This window comes from Allobosea sp. P4_H5 (assembly GCF_056400825.1).
The window spans coordinates 340934-359452 of the sequence record NZ_JBFUKM010000007.1; the positions used below are offsets into that span (position 1 = coordinate 340934).

Below are 18519 nucleotides of genomic sequence, written 5' to 3' on the forward strand. Positions count from 1 at the left end.
CCAACGCGGCCAGAATGGGGCGGTTACTTGTCGCGCGCGGCGAAGGACGGCGAGGCCTTGGAGTCGAGTCCGAGCATGCTGCCGCTCGTGCCGCCATCGAGACCATCGGCGCCGAGCCGCTTTCCTATCATCTCGACGATGCGCGGTGTCGTCGCGAACTTGCCGTGATTGTAGTCGTCGCTGCTACGGTCTTTCGAGAGATCGATGATCGTCGCGCCGGCCTTGCGCAGATCGGCGACGACCTCGGTGTCCTTCTCCGAGATCGCCCCGAGCCTGGCCTTGTCCCCGGCGAACTGGCGCGAGAAGTCGAGCGCGCGATCATCCGAGGAGACGAAGACGGTCACCGGCCGCTTGATCGCGGCGAGCTGGGTCTTGAACACGTCGAGATCGATGTCGGGCGCCGCCAGCATGACGTTGCGCAGCTTGCCGCCGAAGCTGCCGTCGCCACGGATCGCCGCCTGGCGCAGGGTCTCGACCGTGAGCAACGTCCCCATGGAATGCGCGAGGATATCGAAGCGGTTGGCGCCGAGGTCGCGGGCAATCACGCGTAGACCGGTTTCGAGCGCATCGCGCGAGAAATCGGCGCTGTCGCGGTCGTAGGGGTAAGCGAAGATCTGCGCGCGCGACGGCCAGGTGAACAGCACCGGCACGCCCTTGAAGCCGGAATCGGTGACGATCTGGGCGAAGCGGAAGGCGGCGTCGGCGAAATTGGTGTTGAAGCCATGGACGAAGACCAGCACCTCGCGCTCGGCCTGCGGGCGCCTGGCGACCTCCGCCCGTACCTGTTTCAGGATCTCAGGCTCAGTGAGTCGCTCGACGCCGCTCACGGTGAAATGGCTGGCCGGATCGCCGGCGCTGGTGACGCTGCCCGGCAACTCGACCTGACCGACCTGATGAGTACGCGGGACGCTGATGTCGAGCCGGGCGAAGCCGACCGAAGGGCTGCGCTCGCCGCTGAAATATTCGGGCTGCCTGGTCGTGGCGCGCGAGGTCGCGACGAAGATGCGGACCGTACCGACGATGTCCTCGGGCTTCGCCGCCGAAACCACCAGAACACGCGGCGGGCCACCGCAGGCGGCGAGCACGAGCGACAACAGTGAGACGAGAACGACAAACCGCAAGCCGGACACGCGACAGGCTCTCCGCACCCCGCGCGACTCGTCTCACCCTCCTCGCCACTTGGCAAGAGCGGGGACGATGGCCTGGGCCGCCGAAAGCCTCGCTTCCGTTGCGGGCGCTCGCTTGCTACCAGCGGGTATGGTCGACCTTACAGCGCTCGGCGATGCGATTCTCAGGGGCGAGCGCGCGGCGCTGGCACGGGCGATCACGCTCGCGGAAAGCCGGCGCGCCGACCATCGCGAACAGGCGCAGGCCCTGCTCTCGCGCCTGCTGCCGCATACCGGCAAGGCGATCCGGGTCGGCATCACCGGCGTGCCCGGCGTCGGCAAATCGACGACGATCGACGCGCTCGGCAGTTATCTGACAGGCCAGGGCCACAAGGTCGCGGTGCTCGCGGTCGATCCGTCCTCGACGCGCAGCGGTGGCTCGATCCTCGGCGACAAGACCCGGATGGCGCAGCTCGCCGTCGATCCCAGCGCCTATATCCGCCCCTCGCCCTCCTCCGGCACGCTGGGCGGCGTCGCAGCCAAGACGCGCGAGACCATGCTGCTCTGCGAAGCCGCCGGCTTCGACGTCATCCTGGTCGAGACGGTCGGCGTCGGCCAGTCGGAGACAGCGGTCGCCGATCTCACCGACTTCTTCCTGGTGCTGATGCTGCCCAACGCCGGCGATGAATTGCAGGGCATCAAGAAAGGCATCATCGAGCTCGCCGACATGCTCGCGGTCAACAAGGCCGACGGCGAAGGTGCGACCGCCGCGCGCGCCGCGGCCGCACAATACAAGGCGGCGCTGCACATCCTCGCGCCGACCTCGCCGCTGTGGTCGACGCCGGTGGTGACGATCTCCGGCCTGACCGGCGCCGGGCTCGATGCGCTCTGGGCCAAGATCGAGGAGCACCGCACCCGTTTCGAGGCCAAGGGGCTGATCGCCGAGAAGCGCCGGCGGCAGGACGTCAAATGGATGTGGGCGATGGTGCAGGACCGACTGCAGGCCAAGCTCCGGCATGACCCGGCCTTGAAGGCGCGCACGCCAAAGCTGGAAGCGGCCGTCGCCGCAGGCGAGATGGCGCCGACTGCCGCCGCCGACGAGATCGCCGGAGCGCTCGGCCTGTAATCGGCAGCCGCGCCAGGTCGCGGCATGCCTCTTGAAAGCTCTGCGGCATGATGGAGGCTTCGATGATGCTTTCGCGCCGCGACTGGCTGCGGACGGCCCTTTTCGGCACGGTCGCGGCCTCCGCGGGTCCCGTCCTGGCACAGGCGCCGCGCCCGAGCACGCCAACTCCGCTCGGAATGCTCGGGCTCGAGGCGGCACAGTTCGGCCTGCGCCCCGGCTCCGCCGAGGATCAGTCGCGTGTTCTCCAGGCCGCGCTGGTCGAGGCGGTGAAGCGCGATGCGCCGCTGATCGTCGCGCCCGGCCGCTATCGCATCGCCAATGTCGTCTTGCCAGAGAATGCCCGGCTGACCGGCGTGCCGGGCGCAACGCAGTTCATCGCGGCGCAGGCCGGGCCGATGCTGGTGGCGCGGCGGATCAAGCGCGCCGCCATCGCCGGCATCATGCTCGACGGACTCGACATCAAGCTTGGCCAGCGCGTCGGCCTGCTCAATGCCGAGGAGGTGCTCGATCTTGCGCTGTCCGACTGCGAGTTCATCAATGCCGGCTCGGTCGGGCTGGCGCTCAACCGCACGGCCGGGCGCATCGAGCGCAACCGCTTCCGCTCGATGCGGGATTCGGCGCTGTTCTCGCTCGACTCACGCGGACTCTCGATCGAGGCCAACACGGTCGAGGATTGCGGCAACAACGGCATCCAGCTCTGGCGCAGCCAGGCCGGGGACGATCAGAGCCTCGTTCGTGGCAACCGGCTCAACCGCATCCGCAGCGATGCCGGCGGCGACGGGCCGAACGGCAACGGCATCAGCCTCTTCCGCGCCGGCGGCGTCGTGATCGAAGGCAACACATTGCGCGACTGTGCGCTGACCTTCATCCGCAACAATTCCGGCTCGAACGTGCAGATCCTCGGCAATCAGGGCCGGCGCTGCGGCGAGACGGCGCTCTACTCGGAATTCGCCTTCGAGGGCGCGATCATCGCCAATAATCTGATCGAGGACTGCGCGCAGGGCGCCAGCGTCACCAATCTCGACCATGGCGGACGGCTCGCGGTCGTTGCCAACAACATCATCCGCAACGCCCAGAAGGGGCTGGCGCCGAAGGGCAAGGAGCCCGTCGGCGGCTCGGGCCTGCATGTCGAGGCCGAGGCGGCCGTCACCGGCAACGTCATCGAGAACGCCAGCGATGTCGGGATCACGCTCGGCTGGTCCTGGGCGATGCGCAACCTCGTCGCGACGGGCAACGTCGTCAGGCGAACCGGCATCGGCATCTCGGTTTCGCTCGTCCCCAAGGAGCGCAATGCGTTGATCGCCAACAATGTGATCAGCGAGGCGAAACTCGGCGCGGTCGTCGGGACCGAATTCGGCAAGGCGGTGACCGGCGACTTGACGAAGAGCGAAGACAAGCGCGCCGCCGGCATCCGGATCGAGGGCAATTCCGTCGGCTGACGCTCAATCCAGGGGCCCGCACCAGCCTGGCAGATGCTCGGCCTCGCGGGTCCGCGCCAGATCCAGCGCCTTGCGCAGCGCCTTGGGAAAAAAACGCCTGACGAGGTCGGGCTTGATGCGCCGGCGCAGGAAATCAGCCCAGAGGAACTCGCTGAACGGCGCCGCGGCCTTGGCATAGCCGCCGGCGAGCCGCAGCGCCCCCGCCAGCGAGCGATAGGGATCATCGACGAGAGCCGAGACCTTGCGCGGGATCTCGTCGCGGCCGCGCCTGGTGCCCTCGGCATCGAAGGGATGCATCCAGCTGCGATTGTCGAGGACGCTCCAGAACTCGTCCTTGCCGAGCCGCGACAGGTCGGCGACCACGGTGATCAGCACCCGCTCCTCGCCCTCCAGATGCAGAGCGAGCGCGAGGTGATGATGGTCGATCAGGTAGAGGCGGCGCTTGGGGCCGATGACGACCGGGACGGCGTGGCTGCCGAGGAAGTCGGCGCCCTTCTCCTCGCGCTCGGCCCGCCAATGGATGCGCTTCATCTCGACTTCGCGCATGCCGACGGTGATTTGCGTCGGCCTGAGCTCGACGATGGCGACGGGATGCAGCTGCGGCTCGACCGAGTAGCTCATGAAGCCTCCTTCGCGATTGGGGCAAGCGCCCTCACCGCCTCCTCGACGCTATGGAAGACGCACTCCGCCCCGATCTCGGCGGTCACGCCGAAATCCCGCAAGGCCTGGAGCGCCCGCACCGACTCGGCCCGGGCGATGGCGAAGGTGCCGCCCTGCTTGCGGCAGGCCCCCGCCACGGCCAGCAGGCCTTGCGCCGCCGTATAGTCGATGGCGGGGATGCCGCCGGCATCGAGGACCAGCAGGATCGGCCTGCGCTCCGCCAGCAGCGCCAGCACGCCGCGCCGGAAGATATCGGCATTGGCGAAGAGCAGTGGCGCCGGGAAGGCGACCACCAGCACGCCTTCGACCTGCTCGCCATGGCGGCCGGGCTCAGGCGGCCACCAGATCGTCGTACCGGGGATGCGCAACTGCTCGATCGGCTCGCTGCGCGTCGTCATCCAGACGCCGTGCAATAGCGACAGGCCAATCCCGACGGCGACACCGGTCTCGACCGGCAGCCAGACGATGGCTGCGGCAGTGAGCAGCACGAGCGCGAATTCGGAGCGGGACTGGCCGGCGATCCGCCGGATGACGTCCGCCCGGACGATACGCTGCGCCACGAAGAGCAGCACGCCTGCCAGCGCCGCCACCGGCACCTGCGCCAGCAGTGAGCCGCCAGCGACGGCGAGCGCGAGCACGATCAGCGCCGCCGTCGCCGCAGCGAGCTGCGAGCGCCCGCCGCTCTCGGCGACAACGGCCGTCCTTGGCGGGCTGGCATTGACCGGAAAAGTGCTGGCCAACCCCGCAAAGAGATTCGCGGCGCCAAGGCCGATGAAATCGCGGTCGACCTTCGGTTCAGAGCCATCGGGATCGCGGAAGGAGCGGCTGACGGTGGCCGTCTGCATCATCACCACCAAAGCGATGACCAGAGCGAGCGGGACGAGACTGCGGATATCGGCCCAGTCGAGCACAGGCGGCGCAAGACTCGGCCAGCCCGTGGGCAAGGCACCGAGCACCGCGACGCCGCGCGTCTCCAGCTTGAAGAGCCCGACGGCCGCAGTCGCTCCCACGAGCGCCAGCAATGCTCCCGGCACGCGCGGCGCGAAGCGCTCGCACAGGTTCACGATCGCGAATGTAGCGACACCGATCGCCAGCGAGATGAGGTTGACGCTGCCGAGCCCGCGCCAAAGCGCTGAAAGCTGTTCGGCGATGTGATGACCGCCACCGGGAACGCCGAGCAGGCCGGGGAGCTGTGATACGGCGATATGGACGGCGATGCCGGCGAGGAAACCGGTCAGCACCGGCACCGACAGGAGATCGGCGATCCAGCCGAGCCGAAGCAGGCCGGCGACGACGAGAGCGAGCCCAACCAGCAGTGCGAGCAGGGTCGCGGAGCCCGCCGGGATCGCGCCACCTGCGGCCAATGCAGCAAGGCCGCTGACGAAGATCGGGGTGATCGTCGAATCGGCGCCGGCCGTCAGCAGGCGGCTCGCACCGAACAGGACGAAGCCGAGCGTCGCCGCGACGAAGGCATAGAAGCCGACCTGCGGCTCGAAGCCGCCCAGCCGTGCCGTCGCCATCTGCTCGGGAATGGTGATCGCGGCGAGCGTCAGCCCGGCGATCAGGTCACGGCCGAAAGCGCCGGCGCGGCCTACTGCGGAAACATTCTTATCGGGCGTGGAAGCAAGCGGCATCGGACGAGACCGGAGGCGGGCGGCGAACCTCGCGCCGGTACGCCACTGCCGTCAAGCACGCGACCGCAGCGCCTCCGCGGCACGGACGCGGCCGACCTCGATGCCGTTCCAGTTCTTCATGATCGTCTCGCGGAAGGGCGCGAAAGCCGCGTCGTCGTCGCCCTGCCTCGGCAGGAAGCGCTCGACCAGCGCCGCCATCGCGATCTCGGTGGCGCGGCCGGCGCCGTCATCGCATTTCAGCGCGATACCGTAGCCGAGCTCGGGCAGCGTGCCGCAATAGACGCCCTCGGCCCCGGTCTTGATGAAGGCGCGGGCGCTGAAGATCTCCATGAAGCGGGTGTCGAAGCGGCCGGTGCCGGCGACCATGAACGGGTTGGCGGCAACCGCCTCGCGAATGCGCCGCGCCGCCTCGGCGCGCTTGGGGCCGAGGCCATTGCCGGTGCCGAAGCGGGCGAAACCGAGCGCCAGTGCCTTCAGCGGCACGGCATAGGTCGGGATCGAGCAGCCGTCGGTGCCGGAGAGCTCGGCCTTGTGCGCAGCGCCGGTCACTTCCTCCAGCGCGGCCCGGACCGCCTGCTGCACCTTGTGACCCGCCTTCACATAGCCGGCCGGGTCTTCGTCGATGCCGCAGGACAGGCAGACGAAGCCGGCATGCTTGCCGGAGCAGTTGTTGTTGAGGGCGCTCGGCTCGCGTCCCGCCTTGGCGAGCGCACGCGTCGCCGCCTCGCCCATCGGCCAATGCGCACCGCATTCGAGGCAGCCCGCGTCGCGGCCAGCCTTCTTCAGCATGGCGAGCGAGGTTTCGGCGTGGCGGTCCTCACCAGAATGCGAAGAGACCGCGAGCGCGATCTCCGCCGGGATCAGGCCATAGCGATCGGCGGCGCCGCTCTCCAGCAATGGCAGGGCCTGCAGCGCCTTCACCGCCGAGCGCGGAAAGACGGGGTGCTCGACATCGCCCAGCGAGAACACCACGGCCCCGTCCGCATCGACGACGATCGCTGCGCCGCGATGGCGCGATTCGACCGTGCTGCCACGGGTGACTTCGGCGAGAACGGGATTGTCCATCTGGCATCTCCGGCGGAACGAGCATCGCCTTGTCGCGTTTGTCTCTCGACCTGTCAAAGCCCATGGCGCACAGTGCAGGCATGGGCGAGACAGCGCCCTCACCCACCCGCGAGCTTGAGCAGATGCCGTGCTTCACCGAGGCATGGCGAGGATCCGATGAGCGACACCAGCACGGCCCCCGATTACGAAGTCGAATACAACAACCGCGCCCGCGTTCCCGAGCACCCCGGCCTCATCGCCGGCTGGGCTCGCGATGCCGCGGCCTATCGCGAGACCGCCGTCAGTGAGCTCGGCATCCGCTATGGCGAGGGCCCGCGCCAGAGCTACGACCTGTTCAAGCCGGAGGCGGTGAAGAGCCAGGCGATCGTGGTCTTCATCCATGGCGGCTACTGGCAGGCGCTCGATCCGAGCTTCTTCTCGCATATGGCGCGCGGGCTGAACCAGCGTGGTGTCCCCGTCGCGGTCGCGGGCTACGACCTCTGCCCTGAGGTCGACGTCGGCCACATCGTCTGGGAGCTGCAGCAGGCCGCCGCGGCGATCTGGCGGCGCTACAATCTGCCGGTGGTCGCGGCCGGGCATTCGGCCGGCGGCCAGCTCTCCGCCTGCCTGCTGGCGACGGACTGGAGCAATGTCGATGCCGAGCTGCCGGAACACGTCGTACCTGCCGCCTATGGCATCTCCGGCCTCTACAATCTGAAGCCCCTGACCGAGACCAGCATCAACAAGGCGCTCGGTCTGACGCTGGAGGGCGCCGAGCGCGAAAGCCCGCTGTTCTGGCCGGCGCCGTCCGGGCTGGTCATGGATGCGGTCGTCGGCGGGGCCGAGAGCGCTGAATACCTCAAGCAGAGCCGCAGGCTGACCGATATCTGGGGCCTGGAAGGCGTGCGCACGCGCTATGAGGAGATCGACGGCGCCAACCATTTCACCGTGCTGGACACGATCCCGGATCCGGACAGCGCGATGACGCGCCGCATCGCCGAACTCGCAGGCGCTTGACCCGACCGCAGCAGGCTCTATCCAGAGGCGACAGGATTCCGGAGCCAAGCGATGCAGACCTTCTTCGTCGAGATCAAATGCAAGCTCGGCAAGACCTATGAGGTCGCCAGCGAACTCGCCGATCGCGAGATCGCCTCGGAGATCTATTCGACCGCCGGCAACTACGACATCCTCGCCAAGTTCCATGTCGCGGCCGACGTCGATATCGGCCATTTCGTCGCCCAGAAGGTGCAGTCGATCCCCGAGATCGCCGACACTCACACGATCATCACCTTCAAGGCGTTCTGAGCGCCTCCGATCAGCTCGAAGCTACCTGATCGGCATGGTGAGGCCGTCCTCCGGCTGCATCGCGATCAGCAGATCGGCAAAGCGGCGCGCCGCCGGCGCGACAGGCCCGGCAGACGGAAACAACAGCATTGTCCGATAGGCGATGGCCGGCGCGAAGCGGCGGGCCACCAGCCCCCGCAAGCCGCCGAGCGTCAGCGGAAACGGGTTCAGCAACGCCAGGCCGACGCGCTGCCTGACCATCTCCGCGACGAAAACCGCTGCCGTGCCCTCCCCGACCAGGCGCAGAGCCACGCCGGCGTCAGCGAAGGCCTGCTCGACCTTGATGCGCTCGGGAAAACGCCGCGCGAGGGCGATGATCGGCTCGTCGGCGAGATCCTGCGGGCTCAGCACCTCGCGATCGGCGAGCGGGTGCTCCTCCGGCATCAGGACATGCGCGACGGCCTCCCGGATCGCCTCGCCCTGGATGCCGATATGCGAGGCCGACATGTCGACCAGTCCTAGATCGACCGCACGGTCCGCAACCTGCGTGATCACGGTCGAACTGGTGTCGATCTCGACATTCGCCACGACATCGGGCTCCTGCCGGCGGAACTCCGCCAGAACGGGGGGCAGGACGAACTGAGCCAGGGTCGGCGGGGTCGCGATGCGCAGCACGCTGGCCTGAACGGCTTGCCCGGGCCAGCTGTTCAGCCTTTCAAGGGCCGCGAAGATCGGCTGCGCCTCTGCGTCGAGTGCAAAGGCATCTGCAGTGGGCACAAGCCTGCCGCCTTCGCGCGCGAAGAGCGGGCGGCCGACATGAGCTTCCAGCGCCGCGAGCGCCCGCGACACGGCGGGCTGCGAAATCCCGAGCATCTGGGCGGCCGCCACCGTCTTGCGGGTGGCGATCATTGCCTGCAGGACCTCGAGTTCGCGCAAGCTCGGGGGGCGACGCTCGCTGGTCGATGCCGGTGGGCGAGCGGCTCTTGCCGTGTTCACCATGGACCTGCCCACCCTATCCGCGCTCCGCATCCATCTATGCAGTCAGGTTATATACTACCGCAAGCCGTATAATTTACAGGTATAAGAAATCGTTCTACAAACCCGGCCGGGCGAGAACAGGGGCAGACCGGCCAATCCGGCGACTCGCCACGCGCGGCTCAGTTGTGAAAGATGGCGCCTCGAAGCCATCGGGAGGTTCGGAATGAAAACGCTCAGCGCCAAGGGGCTGAAAGCTCTCAAGCTCGCCATTCTGGCAGCTCCGGTCATCGGCATCGCCGGCATCGCATCGGCCCAGGAGCTCAAGATCGGCCTGTCGGCCGAACTCAGCTCGCTCGACCCGCATTATCACAACCTCACCCCCAACAACCTGATGGCTCGGCACATCTACGAGCCGCTGGTCGGGCAGGACGAGAAGCAGCAGCTGAAGCCGGCGCTCGCCGAGAGCTGGAAGGCGATCGACGACACGACCTGGGAATTCAAGCTGCGCAAGAACGTCAAGTTCCATGACGGCTCGCCGTTCACGGCGGACGACGTGATCGCCACCATGCAGCGTGCGCCGAACGTGCCGAAAAGCCCGTCGAGCTTCAACGCCTATGTCCGCGGCAAGGAATTCAGCAAGGTCGACGAGCACACCATCCGGATCAAGACCACGGAGCCGGCCCCGCTGGTCCCGACCGACCTCTCGACCTTCGGCGTCATCTCGGCCAAGTGCAAGGACACGACCACCGAGGACTTCAACCTCGGCAAATGCGCCGCCGGCGGCACCGGCCCGTACAAGCAGGCCGAATATGTCGCGGGCGACCGCGTCGTGCTGACCCCGAACGAGACCTACTGGGGCGGCAAGGAGCCCTGGTCGAAGGTCACCTTCCGGATGATCACCTCGGCGCCGACCCGCGTCGCGGCGCTGCTTGCCGGCGATCTCGACGTGATCGAGAACGTGCCGACCTCGGACGTCGCCCGCCTCAAGGGCGATGCCAAGCTCAACGTCTCGAGCACGGTCTCGAACCGGGTGATCTATTTCCACATGGATCACTTCCGCGAGGTCTCGCCCTTCATCAAGGGCAAGGACGGCTCGGAGATCAAGAATCCGCTGCGCAACCTCAAGGTTCGCCAGGCGCTGTCGATGGCGATCAACCGGCCGGGCATCGTCGAGCGCATCATGGAGAAGGAGGCGATCCCCGCCGGCCAGCTCCTGCCCGACGGCTTCTTCGGCACCTCCAAGAAGCTGAAGCCGGTCGCCTTCGACCTCAACGGCGCCAAGAAGCTGCTCGCAGAGGCCGGCTATCCCAACGGCTTCAAGATGAAGCTGCACGGGCCGATCAACCGCTATCTCAACGACACCAAGATCATCGAGGCTGTCGCGCAGATGTTCTCGCGCCTCGGCATCGAGACCGAGGTCGAGACGCTGCCGTCGGCGAACTTCTTCACCCGCGCCTCGCAAGGCGGCCAGGGCAATGTGCCCGAGTTCTCGTTCATCCTGGTCGGCTGGGGCGCCGGCACCGGTGAATCCTCGGACTCGCTGAAGGCCCTGCTCGCCACCTTCGATCCGAAGAAGGGCATGGGCGCGACCAATCGCGGCCGCTACTCCAATCCGGCCTTCGACGCCAAGCTGGACGAGGCTCTGCGCACCGTCGACGACGCCAAGCGCGACGCCGCTTTGGCCGAGGCGATGGAGATCAGCATGAACGATGTCGGCCTGATCCCGACGCATTACCAGCTGAACACCTGGGCCTCCCGCAAGGGCGTCAAGGTGCAGGCCCGCACCGACGAGTACACGCTCGCCACCGGCATCCGTAAGGAATAACCGGCCCCCGTCGATCCGGTCCGGACCGGCTTGAAGCCCGGTCCGGACCGCGCGACACTCTTTCCTTGTTGAAATGCGAAGGCGCAATCCTGTCGGCTCGCTGGCGGGAGGGGGCCTCGTACCCGCTCCGGAAGGCACCGGACCATGCTGGCATTCGTCCTGCGCCGCCTGGCGCAAGCTCTCTTCGTCATCGCGGCGATGCTCGTGATCGTCTTCTTCGGCGTGAACGTCGTCGGCGATCCCATCTACATGCTGATCTCGCCTGAGATGGACCAGCAGCAGATCGCCGAGACGGCGCGCGCGCTCGGGCTCGACCGGCCGATCTGGGAACAGTTCCTGGTCTTCCTGAAGAACGCCGTCCAGGGCGATCTCGGCCGCTCCTTCGTCCATGGCGAATCCGCGATCAAGCTGATCCTCAGCCGCATGCCGGCGACGCTGGAGCTCGCCTTCGTCGCGCTGGTGCTGGCGGTCCTGATCGGCCTGCCGCTCGGCCTCTATGCCGGCCTGAAGCCGGAGAGCCGGCTGTCGCGCTTCATCATGGCGGTCTCCATCCTCGGCTTCTCGCTGCCGACCTTCTGGGTCGGGCTGATGCTGATCCTGACCTTCGCGGTCAGCCTCGGCTGGCTGCCGGCGACCGGGCGCGGACCGACCGTCTCGATCCTCGGCCTGGACACCTCGCTGCTGTCGCTGAAGGGCTGGCAGCACGTCGCCCTGCCCGCCTTCAACCTGGCGCTGCTCAAGATCTCGCTGGTGATCCGCCTGGCGCGAGCCGGCGCGCGCGAGGCGGCGCTGATGGACTACGTCAAGTTCGCGAGGGCCAAGGGCCTGTCGCAGAGCCGGATCATCGGCGTCCACATCCTCAAGAACATCATGATCCCGATCGTCACCGTGCTCGGGCTGGAGTTCGGCTCGCTCGTCGCCTTCTCGGTGGTGACCGAGACGATCTTCGCCTGGCCGGGCATGGGGCGCCTGCTGCTCGAGGCGATCACCCGGCTCGATCGACCGGTAATCGTGGCTTACGTCATGGTGGTCGTCGTGCTGTTCGTCACCATCAACCTCCTGGTTGACCTGATCTATTCGGCGCTCGATCCGCGCGTCCGCCTGACGGAGGCGACATCATGAGCGACACCGCTTTGCCCGCTGCCGCACCGCCTGCCGAGGCCAAGGAGGAGACGCCCTTCCGGCGCTTCATCCGCTCCTTCATCGAGGACCGGCTGGCGCTGTTCGGGCTCGCCCTCTTCATCCTGATCGTCCTGCTCGCCCTCGCCGCCCCGCTGATCGCGCCGCAGAACCCCTACGATCTCGCCAGTGTCGACGTGATGGATTCGCGCCAGCCGCCGGGCTCGGTCTCGGGCGAGGGCTTCACCATGTGGCTCGGCTCGGACGGCGTCGGCCGCGACCTGCTCTCCGGCATCCTCTATGGCCTGCGCATCTCGCTGATGGTTGGCGCCTTCTCGGGCATCCTGGCCGCAAGCATCGGCTCGGCGGTCGGCCTGATCGCAGCCTATGCGGGCGGGCGCACCGAGAACGCGATCATGCGCCTGGTCGACCTGCAGCTCTCGCTGCCGTCCGTTCTGGTCGCCCTGATCCTGGTCGCGGGTCTCGGCAAGGGCGTCGACAAGATCATCATCGCGCTGGTGATGGTGCAATGGGCCTATTATGCCCGCACCGTGCGCGGTTCGGCGCTGGTCGAGCGACGCAAGGAATATGTCGAGGCGGCGCAATCGCTGGGTCTGTCCCATGCCCGCACCGTCTTCCGGCACATCCTGCCGAATTGCCTGGCGCCGGTCATCGTCATCGTCACCGTGCAGACGGCCCATGCGATCTCGCTGGAGGCGACGCTGTCCTTCCTCGGCGTCGGCCTGCCGCAGACCGAGCCCTCGCTCGGCGTGCTGATCGCCAACGGCTTCCAGTACATGCTCTCGGGCAGCTACTGGATCTCGGTCTTCCCCGGCTTTGCGCTGCTGATGACGATCGTCTCGATCAACCTGGTCGGCGACCGCCTGCGCGACGTGCTCAACCCGCGGCTGGAGAAGTGAGCATGGCGCCAGTTCTCGAGGTCACCAACCTCAAGACCCATTTCTTCACCCGCGCCGGCACGGTGAAGTCGGTCGACGGCGTCTCCTTCCGCGTCGATCGCGGCGAGGTGCTCGGCCTCGTCGGCGAATCCGGCTCGGGCAAGTCGGTCACCGGCTTTTCGGTGATGGGCCTGATCGATCCGCCCGGCAGAATCGTCGAGGGCTCGATCAAGCTCAACGGCAAGGAACTGGTCGGGCTCGACGAGGAGGGTTTCCGCAAGGTCCGCGGCCGCGAGGTCGCGATGATCTTCCAGGACCCGATGATGACGCTGAATCCGGTCCTGCGCGTCGATACGCAGATGATCGAAGCCGTCACCGCCCATGACAAGGTCTCGCACAAGGCGGCGCGGGACCGCGCCCGCGACGCGCTCGCCAAGGTCGGCATCCCCTCCCCGGAGGAGCGGCTCAACGCTTATCCGCACCAGTTCTCCGGTGGCATGCGCCAGCGCGTCGCGATCGCGATCGCCCTGCTGCACCGCCCGCCTCTGATCATCTGCGACGAGCCGACCACGGCGCTCGACGTCACCATCCAGAGCCAGATCCTGGCGGAGATGCAGGGCCTCTGCGCCGACACCGGCACGGCGCTGGTCTGGATCACCCATGATCTCGGCGTCGTCGCCGGCCTCGCCGACCGCATCGCGGTGATGTATGCCGGCCGCATCGTCGAGACCGGCGCGGTCGATCCGGTGCTCGACACCCCACTCCACCCCTACACCAGCGGCCTGCTCGGCTCGCTGCCGGCCGAGGGTGAGCCCGGCGCCCCCTTGCGCCAGATCAGGGGCTCGACGCCCTCGCTGGCGCGCCTGCCGCAGGGCTGCGCCTTCGCGGCGCGATGCGATTATGCGCAGGCGGATTGCCTCGCCATCGCTCCCGACGTCACCCCCTTCCCGGGCGAGCGCGGCGTGCGCTGCCATCACCCGCTGAACCTCGCCGGAGTCGCGGCATGAGCACGCCGATCCTCACGCTCGAAGGCGTCTCGAAACGCTTCACCAAGCCGCTCGACGCAGCCTCGAAATTCGCCAACCTGCTCGGAGCCAACTACAGCGAGCAGACCGTCCACGCTGTCGACAGCGTCGATCTCTCGATCCGCCAGGGCGAAGTCGTCGGCCTCGTCGGCGAGTCCGGTTGCGGCAAGTCGACGCTCGGACGCGTCGTCGCCGGTGTCCATCATGCCAGCTCCGGCCGCGTCTCCTGGCGCGGGCGCTACACCGACGAGATGTCGTCGGAGGAGCGAAAGGCGGCGACGCTCGCGATCCAGATGATCTTCCAGGACCCGATGTCCTCGCTCAATCCGCGCCTGCGCGTCACCGACATCGTCGGCGAGGCGCCGGTCGTGCACGGGCTGGTGCCGAAGGCGCAGCAGGACGCCTATGTCGCCGAGATGCTCGACCGGGTCGGGCTCGACTCCACCTATCGGCGCCGCTATCCGCACCAGTTCTCGGGCGGCCAGCGCGCCCGCATCGGCATTGCCAGGGCGCTGGCGGTCAAGCCGCAGTTCCTCGTCTGCGACGAGAGCGTCGCCGCACTTGATGTATCGATTCAGGCCCAAGTCCTGAATCTTTTCATGAAGCTGCGTGACGAACTTAACCTGACTTATCTTTTCATTAGCCATGATCTCTCGGTGGTCCGCCACCTCTCCGACCGGGTCGTGATCATGTATCTCGGCCGCGTCGTCGAGGCGGCGCCAGCAAGCGAACTGTTCAAGGGTCCGCAGCACCCTTACGCGCAGGCTCTGCTCGCCAACGTCCCGACGATCAGTGCCCGCAAGAAGCGCTTCGCGCCGCTGAAAGGCGAGATCCCCTCGCCGCTGCACCCGCCGTCCGGCTGCCATTTCCATCCGCGCTGTCCACAGGCGGGGCCGCGCTGCAAGGCCGAGCGCCCGGCGCTGAAGGAGATCGCGACGGGGCATGTCGCCGCCTGCCATCTGCACGATGGTGGCGTCGGCGCGCTGGCGGCCTGAGCTTCGGCTCGGATCGCAAGCTCAGAGCGGCGAGAGCTGCCAGGCGTACTGATAGCGTCCGTATTGGGTGCTGGTGACGCCGTTGCGCTCGGTGCCGGGGAACTCCTCCGGCGGCGTCACCACCGTCACCCTGAAGACCCCGGTCTTGCCGGGCTTCAACAGACCCATATGGACGGCGGCTGCGCCAAGCGTCGAGTCGCCGCTGTAGATGTCCGTGCCCCAGAGCTGGCCTTCCAGGACGCCCGTGACGCGGAAATAATAGACGGCGCCGACCTTCTCGCAGAGCCCGTGCATGTTAGTCGGCGCATTCGAGGCGATCGAGTTCTGCTCGAGCAGCGTCTTGAGCTGCCGGCGCGAGAGTTTCCCGCGCTTGTCGAAATAGGCGACGAGATCCTGAACGACTTTCACGATGCGCCTCCCGCTTGCATGACGATCACCCGCCCATAGGAAGGTTGGAACGAGGCCGAGGGTTTCGGCAGTGCCCAGAGCACCGCGTAAGGGACGGTCTCGTTGGGATAGGTGATGTCGCCGTCGGTGATGACGATCGCGGCGCTGACACGTGGATCGTCCGCCAATGCGGCGAGCGCCGGCGTCAGGTCGCTGCCGCCATAACCGCTGATCTGGTAATCGGCGAGCTCTGACGGAGAGAGCACCTCGTCCGAGGTGACGACGGTATCGCACTGGACGACGCGGATCTCGTCGACCCCCGCCGCATCGCAGAAATCGGCGATGGCGGCGAGCGCCTTCGGGATATCGTCGCTCATCGAGGCGCTGGTATCGAGGATGACGTTCAGCATCCAGGAATGGCGCTTGCGACCGGGCATCACGAGATCGCTGCGGTCGTGGCCGCGGCGCGAGGCGCGGGTGTAGGTGCGCTCGCCGGGCGCGGCGCCGTCGAGCCAAGCCTGGAGCACGACATGCCAGGGCGTGTGAAAGAAGCCGCGTTGCGCCCGCACGCTCTGCTGCTGGCCGCCTGCGCTGTCGCCCCTGCCGCGCAGAGCGCCCATCGCCTTCGCCAGCACCATGCCGCGGCCTGCGAGGTCGCGGACGGCCCGCGCCCGCTCGGCCTGGTCGGCGCTGTCCTCGGGGAAAAGCTCGCGCTCGCGCTGGGCGTCGAGTGCATCGCCCATCGCACCGGCAGGCGCCTGCCGGGCTGCGCCGAGCACCTGCTCGACGGTCACGGCCTGCCCTTCCCATACTTGTGTCCGCGAGGGCATGTAACTGCCGGTGCGGCGCATCTCCAGCACGATGTCCTCGGCCGAGCGCTCGCGGGCGCCTTGCATGTCGAGCCCACCGGCCGGGATTTTGGTGGTGCCGAGCGCATGCCGCAGCATGTCGTTGATGATGTAGTCGTGGGCGTAGTTGAACTCGAGCGCGGCGCTGCCGCGGGCCCGGTCATGGGTCCGCAGCGCCAGATGCAGCAGCTCATGGGCAAGCACGAAGACGAGATCGTCGCCGGAGAGCCTTGCCGTGAAGGACGGGTTCGCCAGCAGCCGCCCGGACGCGAAAACGCCCATGGTCGGCACGCGCTCGTCGATCTCGACGCGCACGGCGGCGGCAAGCCCGGCCAGATGCGGGAACGGCACTGTCACCAGCCGCAGGCCCCGCATGATCCGCGCATGGGTGGCGCGGTCGGCAACCGAAAGATCGGGCGCCGTGCTCATGCCGCGACCTTGCGCAGGAGGTCGTACATCGCCCGGTCCGCGCCGAGCGCGCCCCAGATCTCGACCATGTCGTTGAGGATGAGAAGCTGGTGCTCGGGCGACAGGCTGCGCAGGAAGCGATTGATCACCGCCGGCTTCATGCCCTCGGCGCGGCCATCCCTGACGAACTGGCGGATGCAGTCGAGGATGAACCAGCGGGCAGAATCGCCCTTCGGCAGCAGCTCGGGCTTGCGCAGATAATCCTCGAGCGGACGCACCGCGCCGATCGAATCCTCGGCGAGCGCGCAGAACACCACGGCGTCCTCCGGGGAGAGCCGGCCGAAGGCGAGCGCACGCCGCAGTTCATTGCTGAGGAAGCCGGCCTTGTCGGCCATGTCGAGGGCCCGTGACAGCAAGGTCCAGGCGCGGGGCGTCGAGAAGGGCACGGGCTCGGCCGGCACCGGCCGCATCAACGCATCGGGGATGGTCGCGATGAAGCTGCGGATCTCGGCCCGCACGCCGGCACGCTGGGCCCAGGCGAGCCAATCGGCGGTATCGACGCGCAATTGCAGGATGGTGACGCGGTTGACCAGCGCCGAGCTCATCGCCCGCACCAAAGCGCGGTCCTGCAGGCGATTGCCGGCGGCGACGACCCATGTGCCCTTCGGCAGGGCATGCTCACCCAGCCGCCGCTCCAGCAGCAGCGAATAGAACGCCTTCTGGACATCGGGTGAGCAGGCCGGCAATTCGTCGAGGAATAGGCAGAACGGTTCGGGCTTCTCCGGCAGCAGCACGCGCGGCGGGCAGAAGACCGAGCGCTCGCCGACGATGCGCGGGATGCCGCTGACGTCCTCCGGGGCGATCTGGGTACCGAGCAGCGAGCGGCAGGGCAGGCCTGCCTCGCGCGCCGCCTCATAGACCAGCTCCGACTTGCCGAGTCCGGGCGGCGAGAGCAGCAGGAAGCTCTGCTCATGCGCCATGCACTGGATCAGCTGCTTGGCCTGTCGCAGCGAGACGACTTCCTCGAAGGCGGAACGCGTCGCTTCCATCAACTCCTCCCGAGAGCGCCCCGTCAGGATCAGATCCACGGGTCCGGCGAGAGGTAGTCTGCAACAGCCGAGGCCTTTGAAATCATTATTTCTTTGTAATGTTTAGTTTTGTTTCACGGCTGTTTCACGGAACGCGGAACGTCACATTTCCGGCGATCCGGCCGCACTTGCCGGCGAAGTGCGGCCCTGTTTTCCCGGCGGCACAAGTCTTTCGCCGCCCGCTCCGGCTTGACGCCCACCCGTTTCCGCGCGACCTCCTCAAGTCACAACGGTAGCGCAGAGGAAGCGTGGGATGGCTAAGAGCACCTTGTCGGCGGACCTTCGTTCTGGCGCGCTCGTGTACCACCGCCTTCCCAAGCCTGGTAAGCTCGAGATCCAGGCGACCAAGCCGCTCGGCAACCAGCGCGACCTGGCGCTGGCCTATTCGCCCGGCGTCGCCGCCGCCTGCGAGGCGATCGTCGAGGACCCGGCGCAGGCGGCCGAACTCACTTCGCGCCAGAACCTCGTCGCGGTCATCACCAACGGCACCGCAGTGCTCGGCCTCGGCGACATCGGCCCGCTCGCCTCCAAGCCGGTGATGGAGGGCAAGGCTGTCCTGTTCAAGAAATTCGCCGGGATCGACTGCTTCGACATCGAGGTCGAGCAGAAGAACATCGAGAAATTCGTCGATGTCGTCGCCGCGCTGGAGCCGAC

17 protein-coding genes and 1 pseudogene are annotated in these 18519 nt (G+C 67.5%); 10 read left to right on the plus strand and 8 right to left on the minus strand.

Annotated elements, in window-relative coordinates:
* Positions 1 to 23: 23 nt before the first annotated feature.
* Positions 24 to 1130: an alpha/beta hydrolase gene (locus AC1DS0_RS17145; protein ID WP_476815490.1), complete on the minus strand. Its 1107-nt coding sequence runs from the start codon at positions 1128 to 1130 to the stop codon at positions 24 to 26.
* A 127-nt stretch (positions 1131 to 1257) separates the two neighbouring features.
* Between AC1DS0_RS17145 and meaB the strand changes: the two genes are divergently transcribed.
* On the plus strand, positions 1258 to 2232 hold the full coding sequence (gene meaB / locus AC1DS0_RS17150; protein ID WP_476815491.1) for a methylmalonyl Co-A mutase-associated GTPase MeaB: 975 nt from the start codon (positions 1258 to 1260) through the stop codon (positions 2230 to 2232).
* Between the two features lie 62 nt (positions 2233 to 2294).
* Positions 2295 to 3671 carry a TIGR03808 family TAT-translocated repetitive protein gene (locus tag AC1DS0_RS17155; protein ID WP_476815492.1) on the plus strand — a complete coding sequence of 459 codons (1377 nt, stop codon included), beginning with the start codon at positions 2295 to 2297 and terminating at the stop codon, positions 3669 to 3671.
* Between the two features lie 3 nt (positions 3672 to 3674).
* Here AC1DS0_RS17155 and AC1DS0_RS17160 read toward each other — a convergent pair whose 3' ends face one another.
* From AC1DS0_RS17160 to AC1DS0_RS17170, 3 genes are read right to left on the minus strand one after another with little or no spacing between them, the layout of a single operon-like run.
* The gene (locus AC1DS0_RS17160) at positions 3675 to 4292 is read right to left on the minus strand and encodes a ParB-like protein (RefSeq protein ID WP_476815493.1); all 618 of its coding nucleotides are present in this window, start codon (positions 4290 to 4292) and stop codon (positions 3675 to 3677) included.
* Entirely contained in the window at positions 4289 to 5965 is a 1677-nt protein-coding gene (locus tag AC1DS0_RS17165) for a SulP family inorganic anion transporter (RefSeq protein WP_476815494.1), read from the minus strand. The genes AC1DS0_RS17160 and AC1DS0_RS17165 overlap by 4 nt, the downstream gene beginning before the upstream one ends.
* Positions 5966 to 6016: 51 nt before the next feature.
* Entirely contained in the window at positions 6017 to 7030 is a 1014-nt protein-coding gene (locus AC1DS0_RS17170; RefSeq protein WP_476815495.1) for an asparaginase, read from the minus strand.
* A gap of 156 nt (positions 7031 to 7186) precedes the next feature.
* Here AC1DS0_RS17170 and AC1DS0_RS17175 point away from each other — a divergent pair, with 156 nt between their 5' ends.
* Positions 7187 to 8026, plus strand: a complete 840-nt coding sequence (locus AC1DS0_RS17175) for an alpha/beta hydrolase (protein WP_476815496.1) — start codon at positions 7187 to 7189, stop codon at positions 8024 to 8026.
* Positions 8027 to 8077: 51 nt separating this feature from the next.
* On the plus strand, positions 8078 to 8314 hold the full coding sequence (locus tag AC1DS0_RS17180; RefSeq protein ID WP_038361355.1) for an Lrp/AsnC ligand binding domain-containing protein: 237 nt from the start codon (positions 8078 to 8080) through the stop codon (positions 8312 to 8314).
* 21 nt (positions 8315 to 8335) lie between these two features.
* On the opposite strand, the gene AC1DS0_RS17185 is transcribed toward AC1DS0_RS17180, so the two are convergent.
* Entirely contained in the window at positions 8336 to 9229 is an 894-nt protein-coding gene (locus AC1DS0_RS17185) for a LysR substrate-binding domain-containing protein (protein WP_476815497.1), read from the minus strand.
* Between the two features lie 265 nt (positions 9230 to 9494).
* On the opposite strand from AC1DS0_RS17185, the gene AC1DS0_RS17190 reads away from it, so the two are divergent.
* The 5 genes from AC1DS0_RS17190 (at position 9495) to AC1DS0_RS17210 (ending at position 15134) form a co-directional block, all read left to right on the plus strand.
* Positions 9495 to 11096, plus strand: coding sequence for an ABC transporter substrate-binding protein (locus AC1DS0_RS17190; protein ID WP_476815498.1), 1602 nt, complete (start codon positions 9495 to 9497; stop codon positions 11094 to 11096).
* Positions 11097 to 11240: 144 nt separating this feature from the next.
* On the plus strand, positions 11241 to 12218 hold the full coding sequence (locus tag AC1DS0_RS17195) for an ABC transporter permease (protein ID WP_476815499.1): 978 nt from the start codon (positions 11241 to 11243) through the stop codon (positions 12216 to 12218).
* Positions 12215 to 13135 carry an ABC transporter permease gene (locus AC1DS0_RS17200; protein ID WP_476815500.1) on the plus strand — a complete coding sequence of 307 codons (921 nt, stop codon included), beginning with the start codon at positions 12215 to 12217 and terminating at the stop codon, positions 13133 to 13135. Before AC1DS0_RS17195 ends, AC1DS0_RS17200 begins: the two co-directional genes overlap by 4 nt.
* A 2-nt stretch (positions 13136 to 13137) precedes the next feature.
* Positions 13138 to 14121, plus strand: coding sequence for an ABC transporter ATP-binding protein (locus tag AC1DS0_RS17205; protein ID WP_476815501.1), 984 nt, complete (start codon positions 13138 to 13140; stop codon positions 14119 to 14121).
* Positions 14118 to 15134, plus strand: coding sequence for an ABC transporter ATP-binding protein (locus tag AC1DS0_RS17210; protein WP_476815502.1), 1017 nt, complete (start codon positions 14118 to 14120; stop codon positions 15132 to 15134). The genes AC1DS0_RS17205 and AC1DS0_RS17210 overlap by 4 nt, the downstream gene beginning before the upstream one ends.
* A gap of 21 nt (positions 15135 to 15155) precedes the next feature.
* On the opposite strand, the gene AC1DS0_RS17215 is transcribed toward AC1DS0_RS17210, so the two are convergent.
* From AC1DS0_RS17215 to AC1DS0_RS17225, 3 genes are read right to left on the minus strand one after another with little or no spacing between them, the layout of a single operon-like run.
* On the minus strand, positions 15156 to 15542 hold the full coding sequence (locus AC1DS0_RS17215) for an LCCL domain-containing protein (RefSeq protein WP_476815503.1): 387 nt from the start codon (positions 15540 to 15542) through the stop codon (positions 15156 to 15158).
* On the minus strand, positions 15539 to 16798 hold the full coding sequence (locus tag AC1DS0_RS17220) for a vWA domain-containing protein (RefSeq protein WP_476815504.1): 1260 nt from the start codon (positions 16796 to 16798) through the stop codon (positions 15539 to 15541). Before AC1DS0_RS17220 ends, AC1DS0_RS17215 begins: the two co-directional genes overlap by 4 nt.
* Positions 16795 to 17826, minus strand: a complete 1032-nt coding sequence (locus tag AC1DS0_RS17225; protein WP_476815505.1) for an AAA family ATPase — start codon at positions 17824 to 17826, stop codon at positions 16795 to 16797. The genes AC1DS0_RS17220 and AC1DS0_RS17225 overlap by 4 nt, the downstream gene beginning before the upstream one ends.
* Before the next feature lie 292 nt (positions 17827 to 18118).
* Between AC1DS0_RS17225 and AC1DS0_RS17230 the strand changes: the two are divergent.
* Positions 18119 to 18519, plus strand: a pseudogene (locus AC1DS0_RS17230) (NADP-dependent malic enzyme); the annotation flags it as partial.